Raw genomic sequence first — 21,165 nt, 5'->3', positions numbered from 1 at the left:
CACCGGCACCGGCCCTACCGCGAACGTCATATCTTGACCTTGCCGCACCCCCGTCGAGGTGTCAGCTTTGCCTCATGCTGAAGCGTTTCGCGGTGGTGGCGACGGCCCTCCTGGCCGCCGCCACCGCCCTTCCCGCGGGGGCCGCCCAGGCGGCGGATCCCACCCCCGCCGCGCCCCCCGCGTCCGCCTGCGACCCCACCGGCACTCCCCCCGCCTACCACGGCGGGGTCCCCACGCCCCGGAGCGTGCTCGGCTTCGACCTCGGTGAGCGCGAGGTCACCACCGCCGAGTCCGACACCCTGCTCGGCGCGATCGACAGGGCCAGCGACCGGGTCGTCTCCGGCACCCTGGCCACCAGCGCCGAGGGACGCCCCCTGAGGTACGCCGTCGTCGGCACCCCCCGCAACATCCGGAACCTGCGCGCGATCGAGACCTCGGTCAAGCTGCTGCGCAACCCCCTCACCCCGGCCGCCGTGGCCAGGACCCTCGCCAGGAACACGCCCGCGATCCTGTGGGTCGCCGGGAACGTGCACGGCGGCGAGGAGAGCGGCACCGACGCCGCGCTGAAGACCCTCCACGACCTGGCCGGGCGGGACGACTGCGCGGCCAGGCGCATCCTGGACAACGCCGTCGTGGTGATCCTGCCGACGCAGAACCCCGACGGCCGCGAGGCCGACACCCGGCGCAACGCCTACTCCTTCGACATGAACCGCGACTGGTTCGCGCGGACCCAGCCGGAGACCGACGGCAAGATCGAACTGCTGCGCAAGTACCCCCCGCAGCTCTTCGTCGACGCCCACGAGATGGGCGGCACCGAGTACTTCTTCCCGCCGAACGCCGACCCGTTCTACCACGACATCGCCGAGCCGACGATCGACTGGATCAACAACACCTACGGCGCCGCGATGATCGGCGAGTTCACCAGGCGCGGCATCCCCTTCTTCAACCGCGACGTCTACGACATGTTCTACATGGGCTACGGCGACACGGTCCCGACCACCGGCTTCAACGCCGCGGGCATGACGTTCGAGAAGGGCAACGCCTCCCCGATCGCCGCCCGTACCTTCGAGCAGTGGCTCACCCAGTGGGTCTCGCTCTCGGCCGCCGCCGAGAGGAAGACCGAGATCCTCACCACCTGGCACGGCATGTACGCCGAGGCCTTCAGGCAGGGCCTCGAAGGGAAACTGGAGCCGAACAAGGTCTACAACCCGGGCAACGAGGTCATCACCCAGGTGCCCGACCGCAGGGTCCGCCACTACTTCCTGCGCGCGGACGACCCCGCCAAGAAGGCCGAGACCGACCTCGTCGTGCGGCGGCTGCAGCGCATGGACGTCCAGGTGTTCAGGCTGGCCAAGCCGCTGACGGTGCGGGACTTCAAGCCCTACGGCAGGGCCGAGGCCAGGACCACGCTGCCCAAGGGCACCTACTGGATCCCGATGGCCCAGGGCCAGAAGCACTGGATCCAGGCCATGCTGAACGAGGACACCCACACGCCGTTCCCCTACTTCTACGACGTGACCGCGTGGAGCCTGCCGCTGCTCGGCAACGTCTCCGGCGGCTCCTCCGGCCAGGTGCTGCTCCCCCTCGCCACGCCGGTGCGGGCGGTGGACGCCCCCTCGGCGCGGGTGCGCACCTCCCGGTCGGTCGGCGTCCTGCAGCTGTCCGGCGGCACCGCCCGGAACGCCGCCGAGTCCTCCGGCTGGCTCCGCCACCGCCTGGACCGCGACTGGAGGCTGCCCTACCGGGTGCTCACCCCGGCCGACGTCGCCACGGGCGGTCTGAGCGGGCTGGACGTGCTGCTCGTGCCGGACGGCCCGGCGACCGCGGCCGACACCGTCCTCGGTGAGACCGGCCGCGCCGCGCTGCGCGACTGGGTCGGCGCCGGCGGGCGCTACGTCGGCTGGTCGGGCGGCACCCGGCTCGCCGCGCTGGCCGGCGTCTCCGGTGTGACGCTCACCGAGCCGGCCTCGGACGTCCCGGGCTCCCTGCTGCGCACCACCGTGGCCCAGGGGCCGCTGAGCCGCGGCGTCGGGCCGGACGTCATGCAGTTCTACGCCTACGACCTGGTCATGAGGGCCGCGAACCCGGCCCATGTGCTGACCTCCTACCCGGCCGCGGACTCGCCCGAGTGGTTCCTGTCCGGCTTCGCGCTGGGCGCCGAGGAGCTCGCCGGGACGGCGGCGTCGGTCGCCGAACCGGTCGGCGCCGGCCACGCGGTGCTGTTCGCCGCCGACCCCAACTTCCGCGCCTTCACCGACGGCACGGCGAAGATCGTCGCCAACGCGATCACGGCCGACCTGCCGTCCGCGTCGGCCCGGTCCTCGCGTGCCCCGGCGCCCGACGCCTCCAGGGCCGCCGCGGCCGTCCCGGACCGCGAGTCGCCGATCCGCGTCACCGTCGCGGCGTCCGGCCGTGACCGGGTCGCCGCCGTGCTGAAGGGCTTCGGCGCCGTCTGGACCGAGCAGGCCGCCACCGGCGGCGCGGTCCGCTTCACGGTCGCCAACCCCGGCGGTCTCGACGCGCACGAGCACCCCTGGGCCGGGAGGCTCCCCGGCGCGCTGCGCGCCGCCGGGGTCTCCCCGCTCGCGGTGGTCCTGCCGAACTGACCGGGAGCGGCGCGCGTCCCGTCTCCTCACGGGCCGCGCGCCGCGTCCTCACACGATCCGGACGACGTGCTTCCCCCGGACGCCGCCGGCCTCCAGCTGGTTCGGCATGCGCCCTCCCGGTGCCAGAAGGCGGCGATAGGCGCCGAGATCGGTGCCGCTGGACCGGGTCGGACCCGGCCGGGTCCGATTGGGGTGATGGAGTACCGGGGATCGAGGTGACGAAGCCCGCCACTGGCGGGCCCGCGTCCCGGGGCCAGGCGGGGACGGGGGCCCGCGGGCGGTCAGCGTGCCTCGGCCAGCATCCGGGCCAGGGCCCGCGCGAAGGTGTCGACGGCGCCGGGCGCGTACCGCAGGAAGAGGTAGGGCTCGGTGAGCTCCAGCTCGATCAGGGCCGGGCCGCCGTCGGCCAGGCGGACCAGGTCGACCCGGGCGTACAGCAGGGTCGGGTATCCGGCGAGCACCCGCTCGGCCAGCGCGATCTGGTCGGGCTCGGGGTCGCGGAACCGCCCGTGGTCGTCGCTCCCCTGTCCGGGCTCGCTGGCCTCGCCGCCCAGCATCGCGTTGCGCCGGACGGCGTGGCTGAACCGGCCGCCGAAGTAGAGCAGCGAGGTCTCCCCCTCGGTCTCGACCATGTCCAGGTAGGGCTGGATCATCGCGGTCCGCCCCGCACCGGTCAGCCGGGCCACGTGCGCCTCGGCCTCGGCGCGGTCGGCGGTCCTGATCGTGTCGCGGGCCCCCACCGAGATCGACGGCTTGACCACGTACTCCCCGAGGTCCGGGAAGTCCGCGGCCTCGCCCGGCACGCCCCAGTAGGTGGGGATGATCGGCGCGTCCAGCTCCCGCAGGTAGGTCTTGTCGGTGTTGCGCTCCAGCACGTCGGCCGGGTTGAGCAGCCGGGTGACCGACTCGACGCGCCGGGCCCAGGCGAGGAACTCCGCCCGCCGGTCCACGTAGTCCCACGGGGTACGGACCACGACGGCGTCGTACGCGGCCCAGTCGGCCCCCGGGTCGTCCCAGCGCTCGATCCGCCCGGTGATCCCCACCCCGGCCCAGGCGGCGACGGTGATCTCCTTCTCGTCGTCCACCTTCTCGGGGTCGGCCCAGGTCACGTACGCCGCGGAATAACCCACTGGAACAGCTCCTCGTGTCATCACCAAAAGAACAGGACACACCTTACAGGGGAAGTGTCTTCCGGCCGTGACCCGCCCCTCGCACACCGCAGGGGGCCGATGCCCGAAGCGGCCCCGTGACCGTGTGACCGCGCGGCCCTGCGGTCGCGGACGATCCGGCCTTCCGAGCGGAACGCGGGCGACCTAACCTTCCGGGTAGAAGAGGAACAGCGTGCAGCCCGTCGTCGTCTGCGGGACGTGCGAGGAACCCGCGGGGGCGTGGATGAAGGAGCCCGCCGGATAGTCCCGCTCGCCGTCGTTGAAGACGCCGGAGACCACGAAGACCTCCTCGGGACCGGGTTCGTGGACGTCGACCCCCTGCCAGCACGTGTTCGCGTCCATCTCCAGCACGGCGGCCTTCGCGCCGTCGTCCCCCGTCCACAGCGGCCGTGCCCGGATGCCCGGGAAGAGCTCGCGGACCGGGGCGTCCCGGACGGCGGACCACACACAGGAGGGCGGGTTCTGTTCTGTCGTCATGCGCTCAGCCTGTCGGCCGGTCACCGTCCCCGCCGAGTGTCAGGAAAGACATCATGCGGTACTTTCCCGTCATGCATCGAGTGGCGGCGCTCGTTCATCCCCCGCAGTCGACCTTCGAGCTCGGCTGCGTGGCCCAGATCTTCGGGATCGAAAGAAGAGGGCTTCCTACGCGGTACACCTTCGAGGTGTGCACCGAGCACCCCGGCCCTGTCGCGACGCACGCCGGGTACGACATGCTCGTGACCGACGGGCTGGACGCGCTCGACCGGGCCGACACCGTGGTCGTCCCGGGCTGGCTGCCCGCCGGGGAACCGCCCTCGCCCGCGGTGGTCCGGGCCCTGCGCCGCGCGCACTCCCGCGGGGCGCGGGTGGTGAGCATCTGCTCCGGCGCCTTCGTGCTGGCGCACTCCGGCCTGCTGGACGGGCGGGAGGCGACCACCCACTGGGGACTGGCGGACGAGCTCGCCGCGCGCTTCCCGCGCGTCCGGGTCGACGCGGACGTGCTGTACGTGGACCACGGCGACGTGGCCACCAGCGCCGGCGCCGGGGCCGGCATCGACCTGTGCATGCACCTGGTCCGCGGCGACCAGGGCGCCGGTTACGCCGCGCACGTCGCACGGACCATGGTCATGCCGCCCCACCGCGAGGGCGGGCAGTCGCAGTACTCGGCGCCGCCGCGTCCCGCGCAGATCGACGGCACGCTCGCGCCGCTGCTGGAGTGGGCCGCCGCGAGACTCGGCGAACCGGTGACCGTCGAGACCATGGCCGCCCACGCGGGCGTCTCGGCACGTACCCTTACCCGGCGGTTCGCCGATCAGCTCGGCACCAGCCCGGGACGGTGGCTGCTCGCCCAGCGGATCGCCATGGCCCGGGACCTGCTGGAGTCCTCCGACCTCCCGCTGGACGCCGTCGCCCGCCGCGCCGGCCTCTCCTCGGCCACCAACCTGCGCAGGCGCTTCCTCACCGCCCTGCGCACGACGCCCGGCGCCTACCGCCGGACGTTCCGTGCCACGCCATGACGACCACCGTTCCCGGGATCCGGCGGTTACGACCCGTACACCGGTTCCGGGGCGGGAGCCTCGGTGAGGAGTTCCGTGACGGCGTCGCCGATGTCGGAGGGGTCCCAGCGGGCACCCCGGTCGACGCGGGGGCCGTGGCGCCAGCCGTCGGCGAGGGAGACGGAACCGCCCTCGACCTCGAAGACCCGGCCGGTGACGTGCCCGGAGGCGGCCGAGCCGAGCCAGGCGACCAGGGGGGCGATGTTGGCCGGGTCCATGGCGTCGAAGCCGTCCCTGGGCCTGGCCATGGTCTCGGCGAAGACCTCCTCGGTCATCCTGGTACGGGCGGCCGGGGCGATCGCGTTCACCGTGACGCCGTAGCGGCCGAGCTCGGCGGCGGCGACCTGGGTGAGGGCCACGATGCCGGCCTTGGCCGCCGAGTAGTTGCCCTGGCCGACGCTGCCGAGCAGGCCCGCCCCGGACGAGGTGTTGATCACCCGGGCGTCCACCGGCTCGCCCGCCTTCGACCGCTCCCGCCAGTGGGCGCTCGCGTGCCGCAGCGGCAGGAAGTGGCCCTTGAGGTGGACCCGGATCACGTCGTCCCACTCCTGCTCGGTCATCGAGACCAGCATCCGGTCGCGGACGAACCCGGCGTTGTTCACCAGCACGTCCAGCCGCCCGAAGGCGCTCAGCGCCATCCTGACCAGCCGGGCCGCGCCGTCCCAGTCGGTGACGTCGTCACCGCCGGCCACCGCCCGGCCGCCCAGGTCGCGGATCTCCTCGACGACCTCCAGCGCGGGGGCGCCCGAACGCCCGTCGCCCTCACGGCCGGTGCCGAGGTCGTTGACCACGACACGGGCGCCCTGCCGGGCGAACTCCAGGGCGTGCTCCCTGCCGATGCCGCGCCCGGCACCGGTGACGATCACCACGCGTCCCTCGCAGATACCGCCCATGCCGGGCCCCTCTCGTTGTGATCATGCAGAGTTTCCCGGCCGTTCACCCGTCGTGTCCAGAGGCGATCCGCCGCCAGGCGGGGATCTCGCCGCCGCCGTGGACGGCGATCCGCGCGCCGGTCACGTAGCCGGGCACCGCCAGCCACAGGCACGCCGCGGCCACGTCCGAGGGCAGGGCCGTCCGGCCGGCGGGGACGGCCGCGCCCATCCGCGCGACCCCGCCGGGACCGCCGTAGTGGGCGGCCGAGGCCGCCGAGCCCGCCGAACCGGCCGGGCCCGCCGGGTCCCCGGTGTCGGCGAGGCCGACGACGACCGTGTTGACCCGGACGCGCGGCGCCCACTCGGCGGCCAGGCAGTCGGCCAGGTGGTGCAGGCCGGCCTTGGCGGCGCCGTAGGCGGAGGTGCCCGGGGAGGGCCGCGTACCGCTGGAGCTGCCGATCATGATGACCGAGCCGCCGGAGGCGGCGAGGAGCGGGTGGGCGCGCTGCGAGACGAGCAGCGGGGCGACGAGGTTGAGCTCCACCACCCGGGTGTGCAGCCGGGGCGAGGTGCCGGACAGCGGCGCGTCCGGCGAGCCCCCGGCGTTGTTGACGACCGTGTCGAGCCGTCCGTGGCGCTCCTCGATCCCGGCGAGCAGGCGGTCGACGTCCGCGGCGTCGCGCACGTCGGCGGCGGCGAACGTGACGCCCTCGGGCACGGTCCCGGGCTCCCTGCGGGCGCACACCACCACCTGGGCCCCGGCCGCCGCGAAGGCGCCCGCGATGCCCTCGCCGATCCCCCTGGTCCCGCCGGTCACCAGGACGACCGATCCGGTGAGGTCGTAGGAGACCCGGCCGCCGGGCGCGGAGGCCGTCCCGTCCCCGGCGCCCACCGCGCCCGTTCCTTCCCCGTCGCCGCCTCCGGTGTCCATCGCACCCGCCTCCTCACCGTCCGACCGCGCCGCGCCGCCCCGCTCCGCGCCGTGCGGGCCGTGCCGCGGCCGATCGCCACGTGCTACGGTACCAAGCAAGCGTTAGGTGCCAACAGTGAGGCGCGATGGGAATCACTCTTCACGGCGGAGCGGTCGCCGAGGTCGTGGTGGACGTGCCCCCGGTCAACGCGCTGCCGGTCTCCGGGTGGTTCGAGCTGGCCGAGGCCGTACGGGAGGCCGGACGCGACCCCGCGACGCGCGTCGTGGTGCTGCGCGCGGAGGGCAGGGGCTTCAACGCCGGGGTGGACGTCAAGGAGATGCAGGCCACCGCCGGCCACACCGCCCTGGTCGGCGCCAACCGAGGGTGTTTCGCCGCGTTCGCGGCGGTCTACGAGTGCGAGGTGCCGGTGATCGCCGCCGTGCACGGGTTCTGCCTGGGCGGCGGGGTCGGGCTGGCGGGCAACGCCGACATCGTGGTCGCCTCCGACGACGCCTACTTCGGCCTGCCCGAGGTCGACCGGGGCGCGCTCGGCGCGGCCACCCACCTGGCCCGGCTGGTCCCCCAGCACCTGATGCGGGCCATGGTCTACACGTGCCGCACCGTCACCGCCGCCGAGCTGCGCGCCTTCGGCTCGGTGCTGGAGGTCGCGCCGCGCGACCGGCTGCGCGCGACCGCCCTCGACGTCGCCGGCCGGATCGCGGACAAGGACCCGTACGTCATCCGCCGCGCCAAGGAGTCGCTGAACGGCATCGACCCGGTCGACGTCAGGCGCAGCTACCGGTTCGAGCAGGGCTTCACCTTCGAGCTCAACCTGATGGGCTCCGGCGACAGGCACCGCGACGCCTTCATCGCGGGAGCGGGAGCGGGGACGGAAGCGGGAGCGGGCGGCGAGGGGCCGGCGGATCCGGAGGAGGGGGACGGCCGATGAGCAAGCTGATGACCGCCGACGAGGTCGCCGGGCGGCTGCGCGACGGCATGACGGTCGGCATCGGCGGCTGGGGGTCGCGCCGCAAGCCGATGGCCCTGGTCAGGGCGGTCTGCCGCTCCCCGGTACGGGACCTGACGGTCGTGTCCTACGGCGGGCCCGACGTCGGCCTGCTCTGCGCGTACGGCAAGGTCGCCCGGGTGATCGCCCCGTTCGTGACGCTGGACTCGATCCCGCTGGAACCGCACTTCCGGGCCGCCAGGCAGGCCGGGACCGTGGCGTTCACCGAGTACGACGAGGGCATGTTCATGTTCGGCCTGCTCGCCGCGGCGCACCGCCTGCCGTTCCTGCCGACCCGGGCCGGGCTGGGCTCCGACGTGATGCGGGTCAACCCGGAGCTGCGGACCGTCCGCTCGCCGTACGGCGACGGCGAGGAGCTCGTCGCCGTGCCCGCGCTGCCCCTGGACGTCGCGCTGGTGCACCTGAACCGGGCCGACCGGCGCGGCAACGCGCAGTACCTGGGCCCCGACCCCTACCTCGACGACCTCTACGCCAAGGCGGCCGGTCGCTGTTACGTCTCCTGCGAACGCGTGGTGGACACCGCCGACCTGCTCAAGGAGGGCCCCGTGCAGTCGCTGCTGATCAGCCGGTCGATGGTGGCCGGGGTGGTGGAGACGCCGGGCGGCGCCCACTTCACGAGCTGCGAGCCCGACCACGGCCGCGACGAGGCGTTCCAGCGGGCCTACGCGAGCGCCGCCGCCGACCCCGGGGCGTGGCGGGCCTTCCGGGAGCGCTACCTGTCCGGCGACGAGGCCGCCTACCAGGAGGCCGTACGCGGGACCGGGGAGGGATCGTGACCGCCGGCGCCGGCCGCGCAACCGGTCCCACCGAGGACATCGACGCCACCGAGGCCGCCGGCGCCACCCGCGCGGAGGTGTGCGTCGTCGCGTGCGCCGAGGCGTTCCGGGGGGACGGGGAGATCCTGGCCGCGGGCATCGGCGGCGCGATCACCGTGCTGGCCGCCCGGCTGGCCCGGCTGACCTTCGAGCCCGACCTGATCACGCACGACGGGACGTGCCTGCTGACCGGCGACGTCCCCGCGCTGGGGGAGGCGCCGGAGGTGGTCGAGGGCTGGCTGCCGTTCGCGGACCACCTGTGGCTGGTGCTCAACGGCAGGCGGCACGTCATGCTGGGGGCGAGCCAGATCGACCGGTACGGCAACAGCAACATCTCCCGCATCGGCGACCGGGACCGTCCCAGGGCCCAGCTCCTGGGGGTGCGGGGGGTGCCGGGCAACACGGTCTGCTGCCCGACCAGCTACTGGATCCCCCGGCACTCGCCCCGGGTGTTCGTACCGCGCGTGGACATGGTCAGCGGTGTCGGCCACGACCGCGCGGCCGAGGCCGGGCCGGGCGCCCTGCGCCACCACGACCTGCGCCGCGTGGTGACCGGCCTGGCCGTGCTGGACTTCCGCACCCCGGACGGGTCGATGCGCCTGGCGTCGGTCCACCCGGGCGTCACCGTGGAGGAGGTCGTGGCCGCGACCGGCTTCCCCCTCGCCGTCACCGGCGACGTCCCGGCGACCCGGTGGCCCACCGCCAAGGAGCTCGGCGTGCTGCGCGAGGTCCTCGACCCCGCCGGGCTCCGCGACCGGGAGGTCCCGGCGTGACGCCACCCGCCGCCCGGCCCCTGGTGACGCGGCTCACCGAGCTGGTCGGCTGCCGGTACCCGGTCGTGCAGACCGGCATGGGGTACGTCGCCGGGGCCCGCCTCGTCTCGGCCACCTCCGCCGCCGGGGGGCTGGGGATCGTCGCGGCGGCCACCATGTCGCTCCGGCAGATGACGGCGGCGATCCGGGAGGTCGGGGAGCGCACGGACGCCCCCTTCGGGGTGAACCTCCGCGCCGACGCCGACGACGCCCGCGAGCGGGTCGACGTGCTGATCCGCGAGGGCGTGCGGGTGGCGTCGTTCGCCCTGGCCCCCCGGCGGGAGCTCATCGCCCGGCTGAAGGACGCCGGGGTGGTGACCATCCCCTCGGTCGGCGCGCGGCGGCACGCCGAGAAGGTCGCCGCCTGGGGGGCGGACGCGGTCATCGTTCAGGGCGGCGAGGGCGGCGGGCACACCGGGGCGGTCCCCACCACGGTGCTGCTCCCCCAGGTCGTGGACGCGGTGGACGTCCCGGTGATCGCGGCGGGCGGGTTCTGCGACGGCCGCGGCCTGGTCGCCGCCCTGTCGTACGGCGCCTGCGGGATCGCGATGGGCACCCGCTTCCTGCTGACCTCGGACTCCACCGTCGGCGAGGAGGTGAAGAGGGTCTACCTGGACGGTGCCGAGACCGTGGTCACCACCCGCGTGGACGGTGTGCCGCACCGCGTGCTGCGCACCCCGTTCGTCGACTCGCTCGAACGTTCGCGTCTGCGCCTGCCGCGCGCGATCGTCAACGGCGCGCGGTTCCGGCGGCTGTCGGGCCTGTCGTGGGCCGCGATGATCCGCGAGGGGCGCCGGATGCGGCACGGCCGCGACCTGACCTGGGCCCAGGTGCTCCAGGCGGCCAACACCCCGATGCTGCTGCGGGCCGCCATGGTGGACGGGCGCGCGGACCTCGGGGTCATGGCCTCCGGCCAGGTCGTCGGGCTGATCGAGGACCTGCCGTCCTGCGCTGAGCTGATCGACCGGGTCATGTCCGAGGCGCACACCGTCCTCGACCGGCTGGAGCGCCTGGAACGCGCGCCCCGCCCCTGACCGCGTCGGCCGGGCCGTGACGGCTCCCGTCCGGAGGCCGCCTTCCGACCGCACCGGCCCCTGACCGGTCCCCGTCCGGGGGCGGCCTCGCGCCGGGGACGGCCCCGCGGCGCGTCAGTTCACGGTGAGGCCGCGCAGGGCGAGGATCGCGGCGGCCTGGGCGGGGCTGACGACCGCTCCGCGCAGCGACCGGAGCCGGGTGTCGTCGACGTCGCCCAGGTCGGCGCCGCGCAGGTCGGCGCCGGTGAAGACCGTCTCCACGGTGCGGACGCCGATCAGGCGGCAGTCCTCGAACACGGCCTTGGTGAAGTCGCAGCCCGACAGGTTGGCGTCGTCCAGGCGGACGCCCCGCAGGCGCAGGCCCCGGAACGAGCACCCGACGAGCTCGGCCAGCGTCAGGTTGCAGCCCTCGAGGCGGTAGCCGGTGCCCCGGCAACCGGAGAGCACCGCGCCGATCATGCGGCAGCCGGTGAAGGAGGCGTCGGTCAGCAGGGCCGACTCGAAGACCGCGCCCGACAGGTCGACGTCGGCGAGGACCGCGTCGACGAGGTCGGCGCCGCCGAACCTGAGCCCCGCTCCCCCGCCGCCGGAGAAACGGGCCCCGTCCAGGTCCGCCCGGCGGAAGTCGGCCCCCTCCAGCACGCACCCCTCGAAGACCGCCTCCACCAGCGACGCCCCCGCGAGGTCGGCGCCGGTGAGGTCGCACTCGGTGAAGACGTAGGGGGCGTCGGAGCCGTCGCCGGTCAGGTGCCCCCCGAGGGAGAGCCCCGCCAGGTCGACCCCGTTGATCTCTCGCTGGTCCGCCAGCAGCCGCGCCGCATCCATGCGGCGATCCAAGCAGTCCGCCCCGACAGAATCACCGGCCCCGGTTCCGGGTCAGGTGACGGCGGGGTCTCCGGCGAGGAGTTCGGCGGCCGCCTGGCCGCAGACGCGGGCGGCGCCGTGGGTGGCGATGTGGACCGCGCCGAGGTCGGAACGGCCGGGCAGGCCCATCTCCACCACGACGGCGTCGGCGCGTCCGGCCAGCAGGTGGCGCAGCGCGTCGGTCTGCCAGGCGTGACGATGGGCGTCACGGACGACGACGACCAGCGGGCGCCCGGCCGCGGCGGCGAGCACGGTCTCGATCGCGCCGCCGGTGGCGGTGGCGGCCTCCAGCCGGGTCACGCTGGTCCCGGGCAGCAGCTTGCCGAGTGGTTCGCCGACGCCCCAGGGGGTGCCCTTCTCGATGGCGAGGTTCATCTCGGGTGCCAGCTCGACGACGTGCGGCGGCGAGGAGAGCGGCAGCGCCGTGGCCGAGGAGCGGCGGGTCACCCGCAGGGCGCGCCGCGCGGCGGCCAGGCCGATCGGCGGGCCGGCGGAAGTGCGCGCGTCCTCTGCAGGGTGGGCGGACGCGGAGGTCCGGTGCGCCGCCGAGGTGGTCCAGAGGGCGAGCTCGCAGACGCGGCGGGCCGCGTCGGCCAGCCGCTCCTCGTCGAGCCGGCCCTCGACCACGGCGTCCACGACGGCGTCGCGGACCGCGATCGCGGTCGCCTCGTCGGCGTGCTCGCCGCCCACGCAGATCGCGTCGGCGCCGGCGGCCAGGGCGAGGGCCGAGGCTCCGCCGATCCCGTACGCGCGGGAGACCGCGGCCATCTCGATGCCGTCGGTGACGACGACGCCCTCGAAGCCCAGCTCGTCCCTGAGCAGGCCGTGCAGGATCGCCCGGCTGAGGGTCGCGGGCATCGCGGCGTCCAGCGCGCCGACCATGAGGTGGCCGGTCATGACGGTGCGGACTCCCTGGGCGACGGCGGCGCGGAAGGGGCGCAGCGCCACGTCGCGCAGCTCCTCGGCGGTGGCGGCGACGTAGGGCACGCCGTGGTGGGAGTCGACCGAGGTGTCCCCGTGGCCGGGGAAGTGCTTGGCGCACGCGGCCACGCCCGCCGACTGCATGCCGCGGATCCAGGCGGCGGTGTGCCGGGCGACCAGGTCGGGGTCGGCGCCGAAGGAGCGCAGCCCGATGACGGGGTTGTCGGGGTTGGAGTTCACGTCCGCCGAGGGGGCGAAGTTGAGGTTGACGCCCGCCGCGGCCAGGTCGCGGCCCAGGTCGGCGGCGATCTCCTCGGTGAGGTCGGTGTCGTCGGCCACGCCGAGGGCGAAGTTGCCGGGCCTGGTGCTGCCGTCCACGGCCTCCAGGCGGGTGACCTCGCCGGACTCCTCGTCGATGCCGACGAGGACCTGGGGGTTCTCCTCGCGGAGCGCGGCGGTGAGGCCGGCGACCTGCGCGGGGGTGGCGATGTTCCGGGAGAAGAGCACCACGCCGGCCAGCCCCTCGCCGAGGCGGCGGCGGATCCAGTCGGGCGGCGTCCTGCCCTCGAAGCCGGGAAGGACGACGGTCTCCGCCAGACGGAGCAGCTCTGGGCCGCGCTTCATCCACCCCTCCTCGCGTGACGACCGGCCGGTGTTCCCCGCCGGGGACGTGCGGACACCACGTTGCCCGACCGGCCGCGGAAGCGCTCCCACGGCGGCTCGACGCAAATCTAATAGGAAAGTTTCTTAATTACTAGAGGGCTGACCACCGCTCTTCCGGTGAGTGAGCGGCACCCGGGACACGGAACGGACGGCCCGCTGAGACCGTGATCCCGGGCTCACGCGCCGAACACGACCGCTCCGACGGCCACGTCCAAGGACACGGCGGGAAGCGGGATCCGCGCGCTCCCGGCACCCGGACATGTCGCCGGACGGCCCTACAGACGTTCGATGATCGTCACGTTGGCCTGGCCGCCGCCCTCGCACATCGTCTGCAGGCCGTAGCGGCCGCCGGTCCGCTCCAGCTCGTGCAGGAGCGAGGTCATCAGCCGGGCGCCGGTGGCGCCCAGCGGGTGGCCGAGGGCGATGGCGCCGCCGTTGGGGTTGACCCGCGCGGGGTCGGCGCCGGTCTCCCTGAGCCAGGCCAGCACGACCGGGGCGAAGGCCTCGTTGATCTCCACCACGTCGATGTCCCCGATCGTCATGCCCGCCCGGCGCAGGGCGTGCGCGGTGGCCGGGATCGGCGCGGAGAGCATCATGACCGGGTCGTCCCCGCGGGCGGAGAGGTGGTGGACGCGGGCACGCGGGGTCAGCCCGTGCCGCCTGACCGCCCGGCCGGAGGCGAGCAGGAGGGCCGCGGCGCCGTCGGAGATCTGCGAGGAGAGCGCGGCGGTGAGCCGCCCGCCCTCGACCAGGGGCCTCAGCGCGGCCATCCGCTCGGGGGTGGTGTCGCGGCGCGGCCCCTCGTCGGCGGAGACGCCCCGCCAGGGGACGATCTCGGCGGCGAAGCGGCCCTCGTCGATCGCGCGGAGCGCCCGCCGGTGGGACTCGTAGGCGAACTCCTCCATCTCGCGCCGGGAGATGTCCCACTTCTCGGCGATCATCTCGGCGCCGCGGAACTGGGAGATCTCCCGGTCGCCGTACCGGGCCCGCCAGCCCTCCGAGCCCGCGAACGGGCCGTCGAAGCCGAGCGCCCGCCCGGCGGTCATGGCGTACCCGATCGGGACCATGCTCATGTTCTGCACGCCGCCGGCGACCACCAGGTCCGAGGTGCCCGAGAGCACGGCCTGGGCGGCGAAGTGGACGGCCTGCTGCGAGGAGCCGCACTGGCGGTCGACCGTGACGCCCGGCACGCACTCGGGCAGCCCGGCGGCCAGCCAGCAGGTGCGGGCGATGTCACCGGCCTGCGGCCCGAGGGTGTCGACGCACCCGAACACGACGTCGTCCACGGCCTCGGGGTCCACGCCGCCACGGCCGACGAGCTCGCCGAGGACGTGGGCGCCCAGATCCGCCGGGTGCGCGCCCGCCAGGCCGCCGTTCCTGCGGCCCACCGGGGTACGGACCGCGCCGACGATGTACGCCTCGCCCATTGCCTCACCCTTCCCGCCCCTGCGTGTCCCCCCGACAAGGATTGTAGCAAGCGCTTGGTTTCGACGAGGAGCCGGGATGAGCTGGCGCGTTCAAGTGAACAAGCGATTGCGCAAGGGCCCATAATGAGGGGTGTGAACACGCGAAAGAACTCCGGCGGCGCGACCACGACCCCGGTCAAACGCCAGGGCGCGACCAAGCGCGCGGCCACGTCCGGCTCCGCGTCGGAGCGCCGCGACCATCTCGTCAAGCTCGCCGCCGAGCTCTTCGCCCGCAAGGGCTTCCAGGCGACCAGCGTCCGGGAGATCGCCAAGGAGGCGGGCATCCTCTCCGGAAGCCTCTACCACCACTTCGACTCCAAGGAGACGATCGTCGACGAGGTGCTGACCACCTTCCTCGACGATCTCGTGGGCCGCTACCGCGCAGCCCTGGAGGCCGGGGGCGACTCGCGGACGATTCTCTCAGAGATGGTGCGCATCGGGTTCAGCACCCTGGAGCCGCACCGGGCCGCGATCACCGTCATGCAGAACGACTGGAACTACCTGCGCTCCCTCCCCGGCGACCGCTTCGACTACCTGGTCAGGGCCGAGGACGAGGTCGAGCGGATGTGGGTGGAGCAGATCAAGCTCGGCCAGGCCGCCGGGCTGTTCCGCGCCGACGTCGATCCCAAGCTCACCTACCGCATGATCCGCGACACCATCTGGGTGGCGGTGCGCTGGTTCCGCCCCGGAGGCCGCCTCAACACCGCGGGGCTGGCCGAGCACTACATCACCGTCCTGTTCGACGGCCTGGCGACCGGCGAGCGCAGCAGCCAGAAGACGTGACCGCCTGAACGAACCCGGCGCGGCGACCGGCACGGCCTGTGAGAATCAAGCGTCCGCGAAGCGAACGAGAAGTGGTGTGCGAGCGTGGAGATTCTGCAGAAGGCCGTGCGCACGGCGCTCACCGACGTGGCCGACGCCTCCAAGGCTCCGGTCATGCAGGCCTACATGAAGTCGGAGATGCCCTTCCTCGGCGTGCAGGCCGCCCCCCGCCGCGCCGCGCTGAGGCGGGTCTTCGCCGAGTACCCGGTCGATGCGGCGTACGCCTGGCAGGAGGCGACGCTGGCACTGTGGCGGGGGGCGGAGTACCGCGAGGAGCGCTACGCGGCGATCGAGCTGACCGGCTTCCGCCTCTACCGGGCCTTCCAGACCACCGACACGCTGCCGATGTACGAGGAGATGATCGTCACCGGAGCCTGGTGGGACTACGTCGACGACCTCGCCATCCGCCGGATCGGCGGGCTGCTCGCCGCCTTCCCCGACACCATGCGCCCGCTCATGCTCCGCTGGGCCCGCGGCGCCGACCTGTGGAAGCGCCGCACCGCGATCCTCTGCCAGAACCGCTTCAAGGCCGCCACCGACACGGGCCTGCTGTACGCCTGCATCGAGCCGAGCCTGTCGGACAACGACTTCTTCGCCCGCAAGGCGATCGGCTGGGCCCTGCGCGAGTACGCCAGGACCAACCCCGGCGAGGTCGTCCGGTACGTGGACCACACCGGCATCAGCGGCCTGAGCCGCCGCGAGGCCCTCAAGAACCTCCCGGCCCGCTGACCGCCGGGTCTCCCGGTCCCCGCCGGGAGGTCCCTCCGGATCGGCCGGCCCGGCTTGACCTCAACATAGGTTGAAGGCCGAGACTGCGCGCAGGAGATCGATCACGAGGGGAAGGCCGGTCACGATGCGCGCGATTCAGGTACGGGAGTTCGGCGGCCCCGAGGTACTGCTGCCGGTGGAGGTGCCCGAGCCGGTCGCCGGCCCGGGGCAGGTCGTGGTGGCGCTGGAGGCCGCCGACGTCATCTACCTCGACACGCTGCTGCGCGGAGGCTGGGGGCAGGACTTCTTCCCCCGGACGCTTCCGTACGTGCCCGGCCACGGCGGTGCCGGGCGGGTGCTCTCGGTCGGCGAGGGCGTGGATCCCGGCTGGGCCGGGCGGCGCGTGGTCGCCGGCACCTCCACCGGTTACGCCGAGCGGATCGTCGCCGGCGTGGAGGAGGTGACGGTGGTGCCCGACGCCCTCGGTTCCGCCGAGGCGGCGGCCGTGCTGCACGACGGCGTCACCGCGCTGAACCTCGCCCGTACGGCGGGGATCGAGAGGGACGAGTGGGTGCTGGTGACCTCCGCCGCCGGTGGGGCCGGCTCGCTGCTGGTGCAGCTCGCGCGCGACGCCGGCGCCCGGGTCGTCGCGGCGGCCCGGGGCGAGCGCAAGCTGGCGCTGGCCCGGGAGCTGGGGGCGGAGGTGACGGTCGACTACTCGTCGGCGGGCTGGGAGGAGCGGGTACGCGAGGCGACCGGGGGCGCCGGGGTCGGCCTCGCCTTCGACGGCGCGGGCGGCGAGCTCGGCGCGGCGACGTTCGGCACGGTGGCCGACGGCGGCAGGTTCCTCACCTACGGCACCGCCGGCGGCGGGTTCGCCGAGATCGACCCGCTGTCGGCGGAGGAGCGGCGGGTGCGGGTGACCGACGTGCTGGCGGCGGGACCGCCCGACCCGCTCCTGGTGCGGGAGCTGCTCTCGCAGGCGCTCACGCTGGCCGCCGAGGGAAGGATCCGGCCGCACATCGGCGCGACCTACCCGCTGGAGCGGGCGAGGGACGCGCACGTCTCCCTCGCCGAACGCCGCACGGTCGGCAAGTCACTGCTCCTCGTCTGAGAACCCCGGCACGGGGTCGCGGGGGTCACGGCGTCATCGCGAGGGTCACGGCGTTATCGTGCGGGCGTGCGCGGCGAAGAACTCGGGATCGCTGTGCACGGGGACGACGCACAGCAGGTGGCCGCCGGGCGCCCGCAGGATGCGGCACTCCAGCCAGCGGGCGACCTCGGTCGCGCCGAGCGCCAGCAGCCGTCCGGTCTCGGCGTCCACGTCGTCGGTCTCGATGTCGAGGTGGTAGCGGGCCGTGTCGTCGACCGCCTGCACCGCCACGGCCAGGCCGGGGATCGCCTCCGGCAGGTCGGTGAACTGCGGCTCGTCCGGCACCGGCCGGGGCGTGGACCCGAGCGCGGCGGCCCAGAACTCGGCTGCCTGTGACGCCTCCTCCCTGGGGGCGTCGACGATGACGGCGTAAAGGCGGGTGCGGTGCATGCGCCACACGATAGCGGCGCCCCCGCGCCGCCCCGTACGGACCCGTGCCGTCCGCTCATGGACCCGCGCCCCCACCGCCAGGCACCGGGCGGCGTTACTTGAGCGCGCCCGCGGTGAGGCCCTTCTGGATCTGGCTCTGGAAGAGCGTGTAGACGATCAGCATCGGCAGGATGGCCATGCTCAGCGCGGCGAACAGGGCCGACCAGTCGGCGTCGTAGCCGGCCGCCGTGGAGATGTCGGCGATGCCCTGAGTGAGCACCCACTTCTCCCGGTCGGAGGTGAGCAGCACCAGGGGGAGCTGGTACTGGTTCCACTGGCCCAGCACGTTGAAGACGGTCACGCTGACGATGCCCGGCCTGGCCATCGGCAGCATGACCTGGAAGAACACCCGGGTGTGCGAGGCACCGTCCACGAAGGCCGCCTCGGCCACCGCGCCGGGCAGCGTCCTGAAGAACGCGGCGAGGAAGAAGACCGTGAAGGGCAGCGAGTAGGCGATGTAGACCAGCACCAGCCCGCCGTGCGTGTTCAGCCCGATGTAGGGGCCGACGACCGGGATCGCCCCCATGTTCTGCACCACGAAGAACAGCGGGGTCAGTGCCAGGTAGACCGGGAAGGCCAGGCCGGAGACGAACAGCAGGTACACGGCCCGGTTGCCGCGGAAGCGGTAACGGGCGAGCACGTACGCGGCCATCGACCCGAACAGCATCGTGCCGAACGTGCCGAAGGCCACCACCACGATGCTGTTGACCATGTACTGGCCGATGTGCGCCTGCTCCCAGGCGCGGGCCCAGTTGTCCAGGCGGAGCGTGGCCGGAAGCGACCAGGCGTCCCCGAAGATCTCGTCCTCGCTCTTCACCGACGCAAGGAACGTCCACACGATGGGCACGACCACCAGGACGGTCCAGACCAGGAGCGCGACGTGCGTCAGCGCAGACAGCGGGCCCAGGCGCCTGCGGCGCTCCTCGCGGGCGTACGCCCGGCTCCGGGGGATCACGGCGTCCGCCATCAGAACTCGATCCGCTCACGCCGCGACAGGCGCAGGGCCAGGATCGCGAACCCGATGGTGAAGAAGAACAGCACCACGCCCATCGCCGAGGCGTAGCCGAACTTGAAGTACTGGAAGGCGGTGCGGTAGATCTCCGCCGCCATCACGGTGGTGGAGTGGTCGGGCCCGCCGTGCTCGGCCGTCATCACCCACACGACGGCGAAGACGTCGAGGGCGGCGATGCCGAGGTAGACCCAGCCGACCTGGACGGTGTCCCAGAGCAGCGGCAGCGTGACCCGAAGGAACAGCCGGGCTCCCCCGGCGCCGTCGATCGCCGCCGCCTCGAACAGCTCCCTCGGGATGGAGGCGATGCCCGCGGAGAACAGCACGACGTAGAAGCCGACGGCCTGCCAGACGAGCACGGCGAGGATCGACCAGAACGCCACGTCGGTGCTGGACAGGAACCCGATCGGCTCGAACCCGAGCGCGATGAGCGGCGCGTTGAGCATGCCGCTGCGGTCGGGCCGGAACACCTGCTGGAACAGCACGGCGACCACGGCGACGGCCAGCACCTGGGGGAAGAAGAACACCACCCGGTAGAACCTCGACCCCCACACGCCCTCGGTGCCGCCCCGCCCGCCCGCGTTGAGGAGGAAGGCGAAGAACAGGGCGATCCCGATCGTGAGGACCGGCAGCAGGACCAGCAGGACCAGGTTGTGCCCGACCGCCCTCCAGAACACGTCGTCGTCCCAGAGCCGCCGGAAGTTCTCCAGGCCCACGAACCGGGGGCTCGCGTTGACCCCGCGCCAGTCGGTCAGCGCGATGGAGAAGGCCTGCGCGTAGGGCGCGATCACGTAGATCAGGTACAGCGCCACCGGGACCGCGAGGAAACCGGCGACGAACCGTGTCCTGCCGTGGTTCACGACCGGTCCCGCCCCGCGGGGCCGACGCGCCACCGGGTGCCCGGCGTCACCGGGTGAACTTCTTGACCGAGGAGTCCGCCTTGAGCGCGTCGGCCTTCCGCTGCGCGCGGTCCGCCCACTCGGCGACGGACAGCTTGCCCGACATGAGCTGCCCCGAGGCCGCGGCCACCTCGTCGTGCAGCTCGGCGTACCACTTGCGGAACAGGAACCAGACGGCGTTGTCGCCCGCGGCGGTCAGCGCGGCCGAGGCGCTCTTCAGGCCCGGCTTGAGCGCGCGGCCCTCGCCGGCGCCCTTGACGACGGTGAGCGTGGAGACCAGCTCCATGAACTCTCCCGCGCCCTCCTTGGAGAGCATGGCGCGCATGTACTCCAGGCCCGCGCGGGGGTTGGCCGACTTCGCCGGGACGACGTACTCCTCGCCCGGCTGGGCGTGCAGGGTGCCGTACGGCAGGGCGTCGGAGGAGCCGAAGTCGGGCAGCGGGAACATGGCGTAGTCGAAGTCGGCCGGTGTGGAGTCCTTCTGCTCGTTCTCCAGCCAGGAGCCGCAGGGCAGCATCGCGACCTGCCCCTTGTTCTGGGCGGTCTGGGTCTGCACGTGGTCGAGCCCGGCGGTGCCCTGGAGCAGGTACTTCGCCCCGAGCTCGGCGAACGCCCCGGCGGCCCGCGTGACCGGCTCGGCCTTCCAGGCGCCCTCCTGGAGGTTGTCGATGTTCTTGAGCACGTCCTTGCCGCCGATCTTCGCGGCGAGCGTGAGGATGGCCTCGTAGATGTAGAACGGGTGTTTGCCCGCGTAGGTGAAGGGCGCCGTCCTCCCCGACTTCTTGATGGTCTCGCACAGGGCCAGGAAGTCGGCCCAGGTCCTGGGCACCTGCCAGCCCTCGGCCTCGAAGAGTTTGCGCGAGTACCAGATGCCCCAGACGGTGTTGGCGTAGTTGAGGACGTACGGCTTGCCGTCGTAGCTGCCCAGTTCGACGGCGGCGGGGTCGATGGTGTCGCGTACCTTCACGGCGGGGTCGTCCCAGCTCGCCGCGTCCAACAGGGGCGTGAGGTCGGCGAGCTGGCCGTCCTGGACCAGGGCGCCGAAGTCCATGGCGCCTGCGCCGGAGTTGTTGACGAACTCCGGCGGGTTCCCCCCGGCGAAGCGCGGCTGGAGGGTCTTGGCGATCTCCTTGGTCGCGTTGTGCCTGATCTCCAGCTTCGGGTGCCTGGTCCTGAGGATCCGCTCGTGGACGTCCTTGGCGTAGGCGTCGCCGAAACCGCCGTCGAAGATCCAGATCTCCAGGGGCCTGTTCTCGGCGAAGCCGAGCGGGTTGGTCGCGCTGGTGGCCCCGACGGCGGGGGCCGATGAGGCGGCGCCGCCGTTCCCGGCGGGGGTGGCGCACGCCGACAGGGCCGGCAGGGCCGGCAGGGCGAGACCGGCCAGGGCCGCGCAGCGCAGGAGTTCGCGCCTGGACAACCGGGTCATCAGTTACCTCCTGGGAGTGGAAGG

20 protein-coding genes are annotated in these 21,165 nt (G+C 73.5%); 9 read left to right on the top strand and 11 right to left on the bottom strand.

All coding sequences use genetic code 11. The features are described from left to right. Positions 1-74: 74 nt before the first annotated feature. Entirely contained in the window at positions 75-2,606 is a 2,532-nt protein-coding gene (locus tag AB0G16_RS14405; protein ID WP_362804071.1) for a M14 family zinc carboxypeptidase, read from the top strand. A 281-nt stretch (positions 2,607-2,887) separates the two neighbouring features. Here the strand turns inward: AB0G16_RS14405 and AB0G16_RS14400 are convergent, their stop codons facing one another. Continuing rightward, positions 2,888-3,736: a hypothetical protein gene (locus AB0G16_RS14400; protein WP_362804069.1), complete on the bottom strand. Its 849-nt coding sequence runs from the start codon at positions 3,734-3,736 to the stop codon at positions 2,888-2,890. Positions 3,737-3,919: 183 nt separating this feature from the next. After that, complete coding sequence (locus tag AB0G16_RS14395; RefSeq protein ID WP_362804067.1) at positions 3,920-4,252, bottom strand: cupin domain-containing protein; 333 nt, start codon at positions 4,250-4,252, stop codon at positions 3,920-3,922. A 71-nt stretch (positions 4,253-4,323) separates the two neighbouring features. On the opposite strand from AB0G16_RS14395, the gene AB0G16_RS14390 reads away from it, so the two are divergent. Further along, on the top strand, positions 4,324-5,271 hold the full coding sequence (locus AB0G16_RS14390; RefSeq protein ID WP_362804064.1) for a helix-turn-helix domain-containing protein: 948 nt from the start codon (positions 4,324-4,326) through the stop codon (positions 5,269-5,271). A gap of 26 nt (positions 5,272-5,297) precedes the next feature. On the opposite strand, the gene AB0G16_RS14385 is transcribed toward AB0G16_RS14390, so the two are convergent. Together AB0G16_RS14385 and AB0G16_RS14380 are read right to left on the bottom strand one after the other, a co-directional pair. Beyond that, positions 5,298-6,203, bottom strand: a complete 906-nt coding sequence (locus AB0G16_RS14385) for an SDR family oxidoreductase (RefSeq protein WP_362804061.1) — start codon at positions 6,201-6,203, stop codon at positions 5,298-5,300. Between the two features lie 43 nt (positions 6,204-6,246). After that, positions 6,247-7,113 carry an SDR family oxidoreductase gene (locus AB0G16_RS14380; protein ID WP_362804058.1) on the bottom strand — a complete coding sequence of 289 codons (867 nt, stop codon included), beginning with the start codon at positions 7,111-7,113 and terminating at the stop codon, positions 6,247-6,249. Positions 7,114-7,238: 125 nt separating this feature from the next. Between AB0G16_RS14380 and AB0G16_RS14375 the strand changes: the two genes are divergently transcribed. Genes AB0G16_RS14375 through AB0G16_RS14360 form a run of 4 tightly spaced genes read left to right on the top strand, consistent with a single transcriptional unit; the run spans position 7,239 to position 10,781 of the window. After that, positions 7,239-8,042: an enoyl-CoA hydratase family protein gene (locus AB0G16_RS14375; protein WP_362804055.1), complete on the top strand. Its 804-nt coding sequence runs from the start codon at positions 7,239-7,241 to the stop codon at positions 8,040-8,042. Next, positions 8,039-8,896, top strand: coding sequence for a CoA-transferase (locus tag AB0G16_RS14370; protein ID WP_362804052.1), 858 nt, complete (start codon positions 8,039-8,041; stop codon positions 8,894-8,896). The genes AB0G16_RS14375 and AB0G16_RS14370 overlap by 4 nt, the downstream gene beginning before the upstream one ends. A 38-nt stretch (positions 8,897-8,934) precedes the next feature. Next, positions 8,935-9,708, top strand: a complete 774-nt coding sequence (locus AB0G16_RS14365) for a CoA-transferase (protein ID WP_362804265.1) — start codon at positions 8,935-8,937, stop codon at positions 9,706-9,708. Further along, positions 9,705-10,781, top strand: a complete 1,077-nt coding sequence (locus tag AB0G16_RS14360; RefSeq protein ID WP_362804049.1) for a nitronate monooxygenase — start codon at positions 9,705-9,707, stop codon at positions 10,779-10,781. The genes AB0G16_RS14365 and AB0G16_RS14360 overlap by 4 nt, the downstream gene beginning before the upstream one ends. A gap of 114 nt (positions 10,782-10,895) precedes the next feature. Here AB0G16_RS14360 and AB0G16_RS14355 read toward each other — a convergent pair whose 3' ends face one another. From AB0G16_RS14355 to AB0G16_RS14345, 3 genes are all read right to left on the bottom strand, one after another. Then, positions 10,896-11,606, bottom strand: coding sequence for a pentapeptide repeat-containing protein (locus AB0G16_RS14355; RefSeq protein ID WP_362804046.1), 711 nt, complete (start codon positions 11,604-11,606; stop codon positions 10,896-10,898). A 51-nt stretch (positions 11,607-11,657) separates the two neighbouring features. Beyond that, complete coding sequence (locus AB0G16_RS14350) at positions 11,658-13,190, bottom strand: glycoside hydrolase family 3 N-terminal domain-containing protein (RefSeq protein ID WP_362804043.1); 1,533 nt, start codon at positions 13,188-13,190, stop codon at positions 11,658-11,660. A 314-nt stretch (positions 13,191-13,504) separates the two neighbouring features. Continuing rightward, positions 13,505-14,656, bottom strand: a complete 1,152-nt coding sequence (locus AB0G16_RS14345; protein WP_362804040.1) for an acetyl-CoA C-acetyltransferase — start codon at positions 14,654-14,656, stop codon at positions 13,505-13,507. 132 nt (positions 14,657-14,788) lie between these two features. On the opposite strand from AB0G16_RS14345, the gene AB0G16_RS14340 reads away from it, so the two are divergent. From AB0G16_RS14340 to AB0G16_RS14330, 3 genes are all read left to right on the top strand, one after another. Next, entirely contained in the window at positions 14,789-15,478 is a 690-nt protein-coding gene (locus AB0G16_RS14340; RefSeq protein ID WP_362804037.1) for a TetR/AcrR family transcriptional regulator, read from the top strand. Positions 15,479-15,562: 84 nt separating this feature from the next. Continuing rightward, the gene (locus AB0G16_RS14335; protein ID WP_362804034.1) at positions 15,563-16,246 is read left to right on the top strand and encodes a DNA alkylation repair protein; all 684 of its coding nucleotides are present in this window, start codon (positions 15,563-15,565) and stop codon (positions 16,244-16,246) included. A gap of 124 nt (positions 16,247-16,370) precedes the next feature. Beyond that, complete coding sequence (locus tag AB0G16_RS14330; RefSeq protein ID WP_362804032.1) at positions 16,371-17,339, top strand: zinc-binding dehydrogenase; 969 nt, start codon at positions 16,371-16,373, stop codon at positions 17,337-17,339. Positions 17,340-17,384: 45 nt separating this feature from the next. On the opposite strand, the gene AB0G16_RS14325 is transcribed toward AB0G16_RS14330, so the two are convergent. From AB0G16_RS14325 to ngcE, 4 genes are all read right to left on the bottom strand, one after another. Then, positions 17,385-17,768 carry a VOC family protein gene (locus tag AB0G16_RS14325; protein ID WP_362804029.1) on the bottom strand — a complete coding sequence of 128 codons (384 nt, stop codon included), beginning with the start codon at positions 17,766-17,768 and terminating at the stop codon, positions 17,385-17,387. 94 nt (positions 17,769-17,862) lie between these two features. Then, positions 17,863-18,774 (bottom strand): carbohydrate ABC transporter permease, encoded by a 912-nt coding sequence (locus tag AB0G16_RS14320; protein WP_362804027.1) that lies wholly within the window; start codon positions 18,772-18,774, stop codon positions 17,863-17,865. After that, positions 18,774-19,676 carry a sugar ABC transporter permease gene (locus AB0G16_RS14315; protein ID WP_362804025.1) on the bottom strand — a complete coding sequence of 301 codons (903 nt, stop codon included), beginning with the start codon at positions 19,674-19,676 and terminating at the stop codon, positions 18,774-18,776. The genes AB0G16_RS14320 and AB0G16_RS14315 overlap by 1 nt, the downstream gene beginning before the upstream one ends. Positions 19,677-19,722: 46 nt before the next feature. Further along, positions 19,723-21,141, bottom strand: a complete 1,419-nt coding sequence (gene ngcE / locus AB0G16_RS14310; RefSeq protein ID WP_362804023.1) for an N-acetylglucosamine/diacetylchitobiose ABC transporter substrate-binding protein — start codon at positions 21,139-21,141, stop codon at positions 19,723-19,725. Positions 21,142-21,165 lie beyond the last annotated feature (24 nt).

Source organism: Streptosporangium sp. NPDC023615 (assembly GCF_040640155.1).
Taxonomy (GTDB): Bacteria; Actinomycetota; Actinomycetes; order Streptosporangiales; family Streptosporangiaceae; genus Streptosporangium.
Note: the sequence above shows the minus strand (reverse complement) of the source record. Positions and strands in the feature narration are given on the sequence as shown.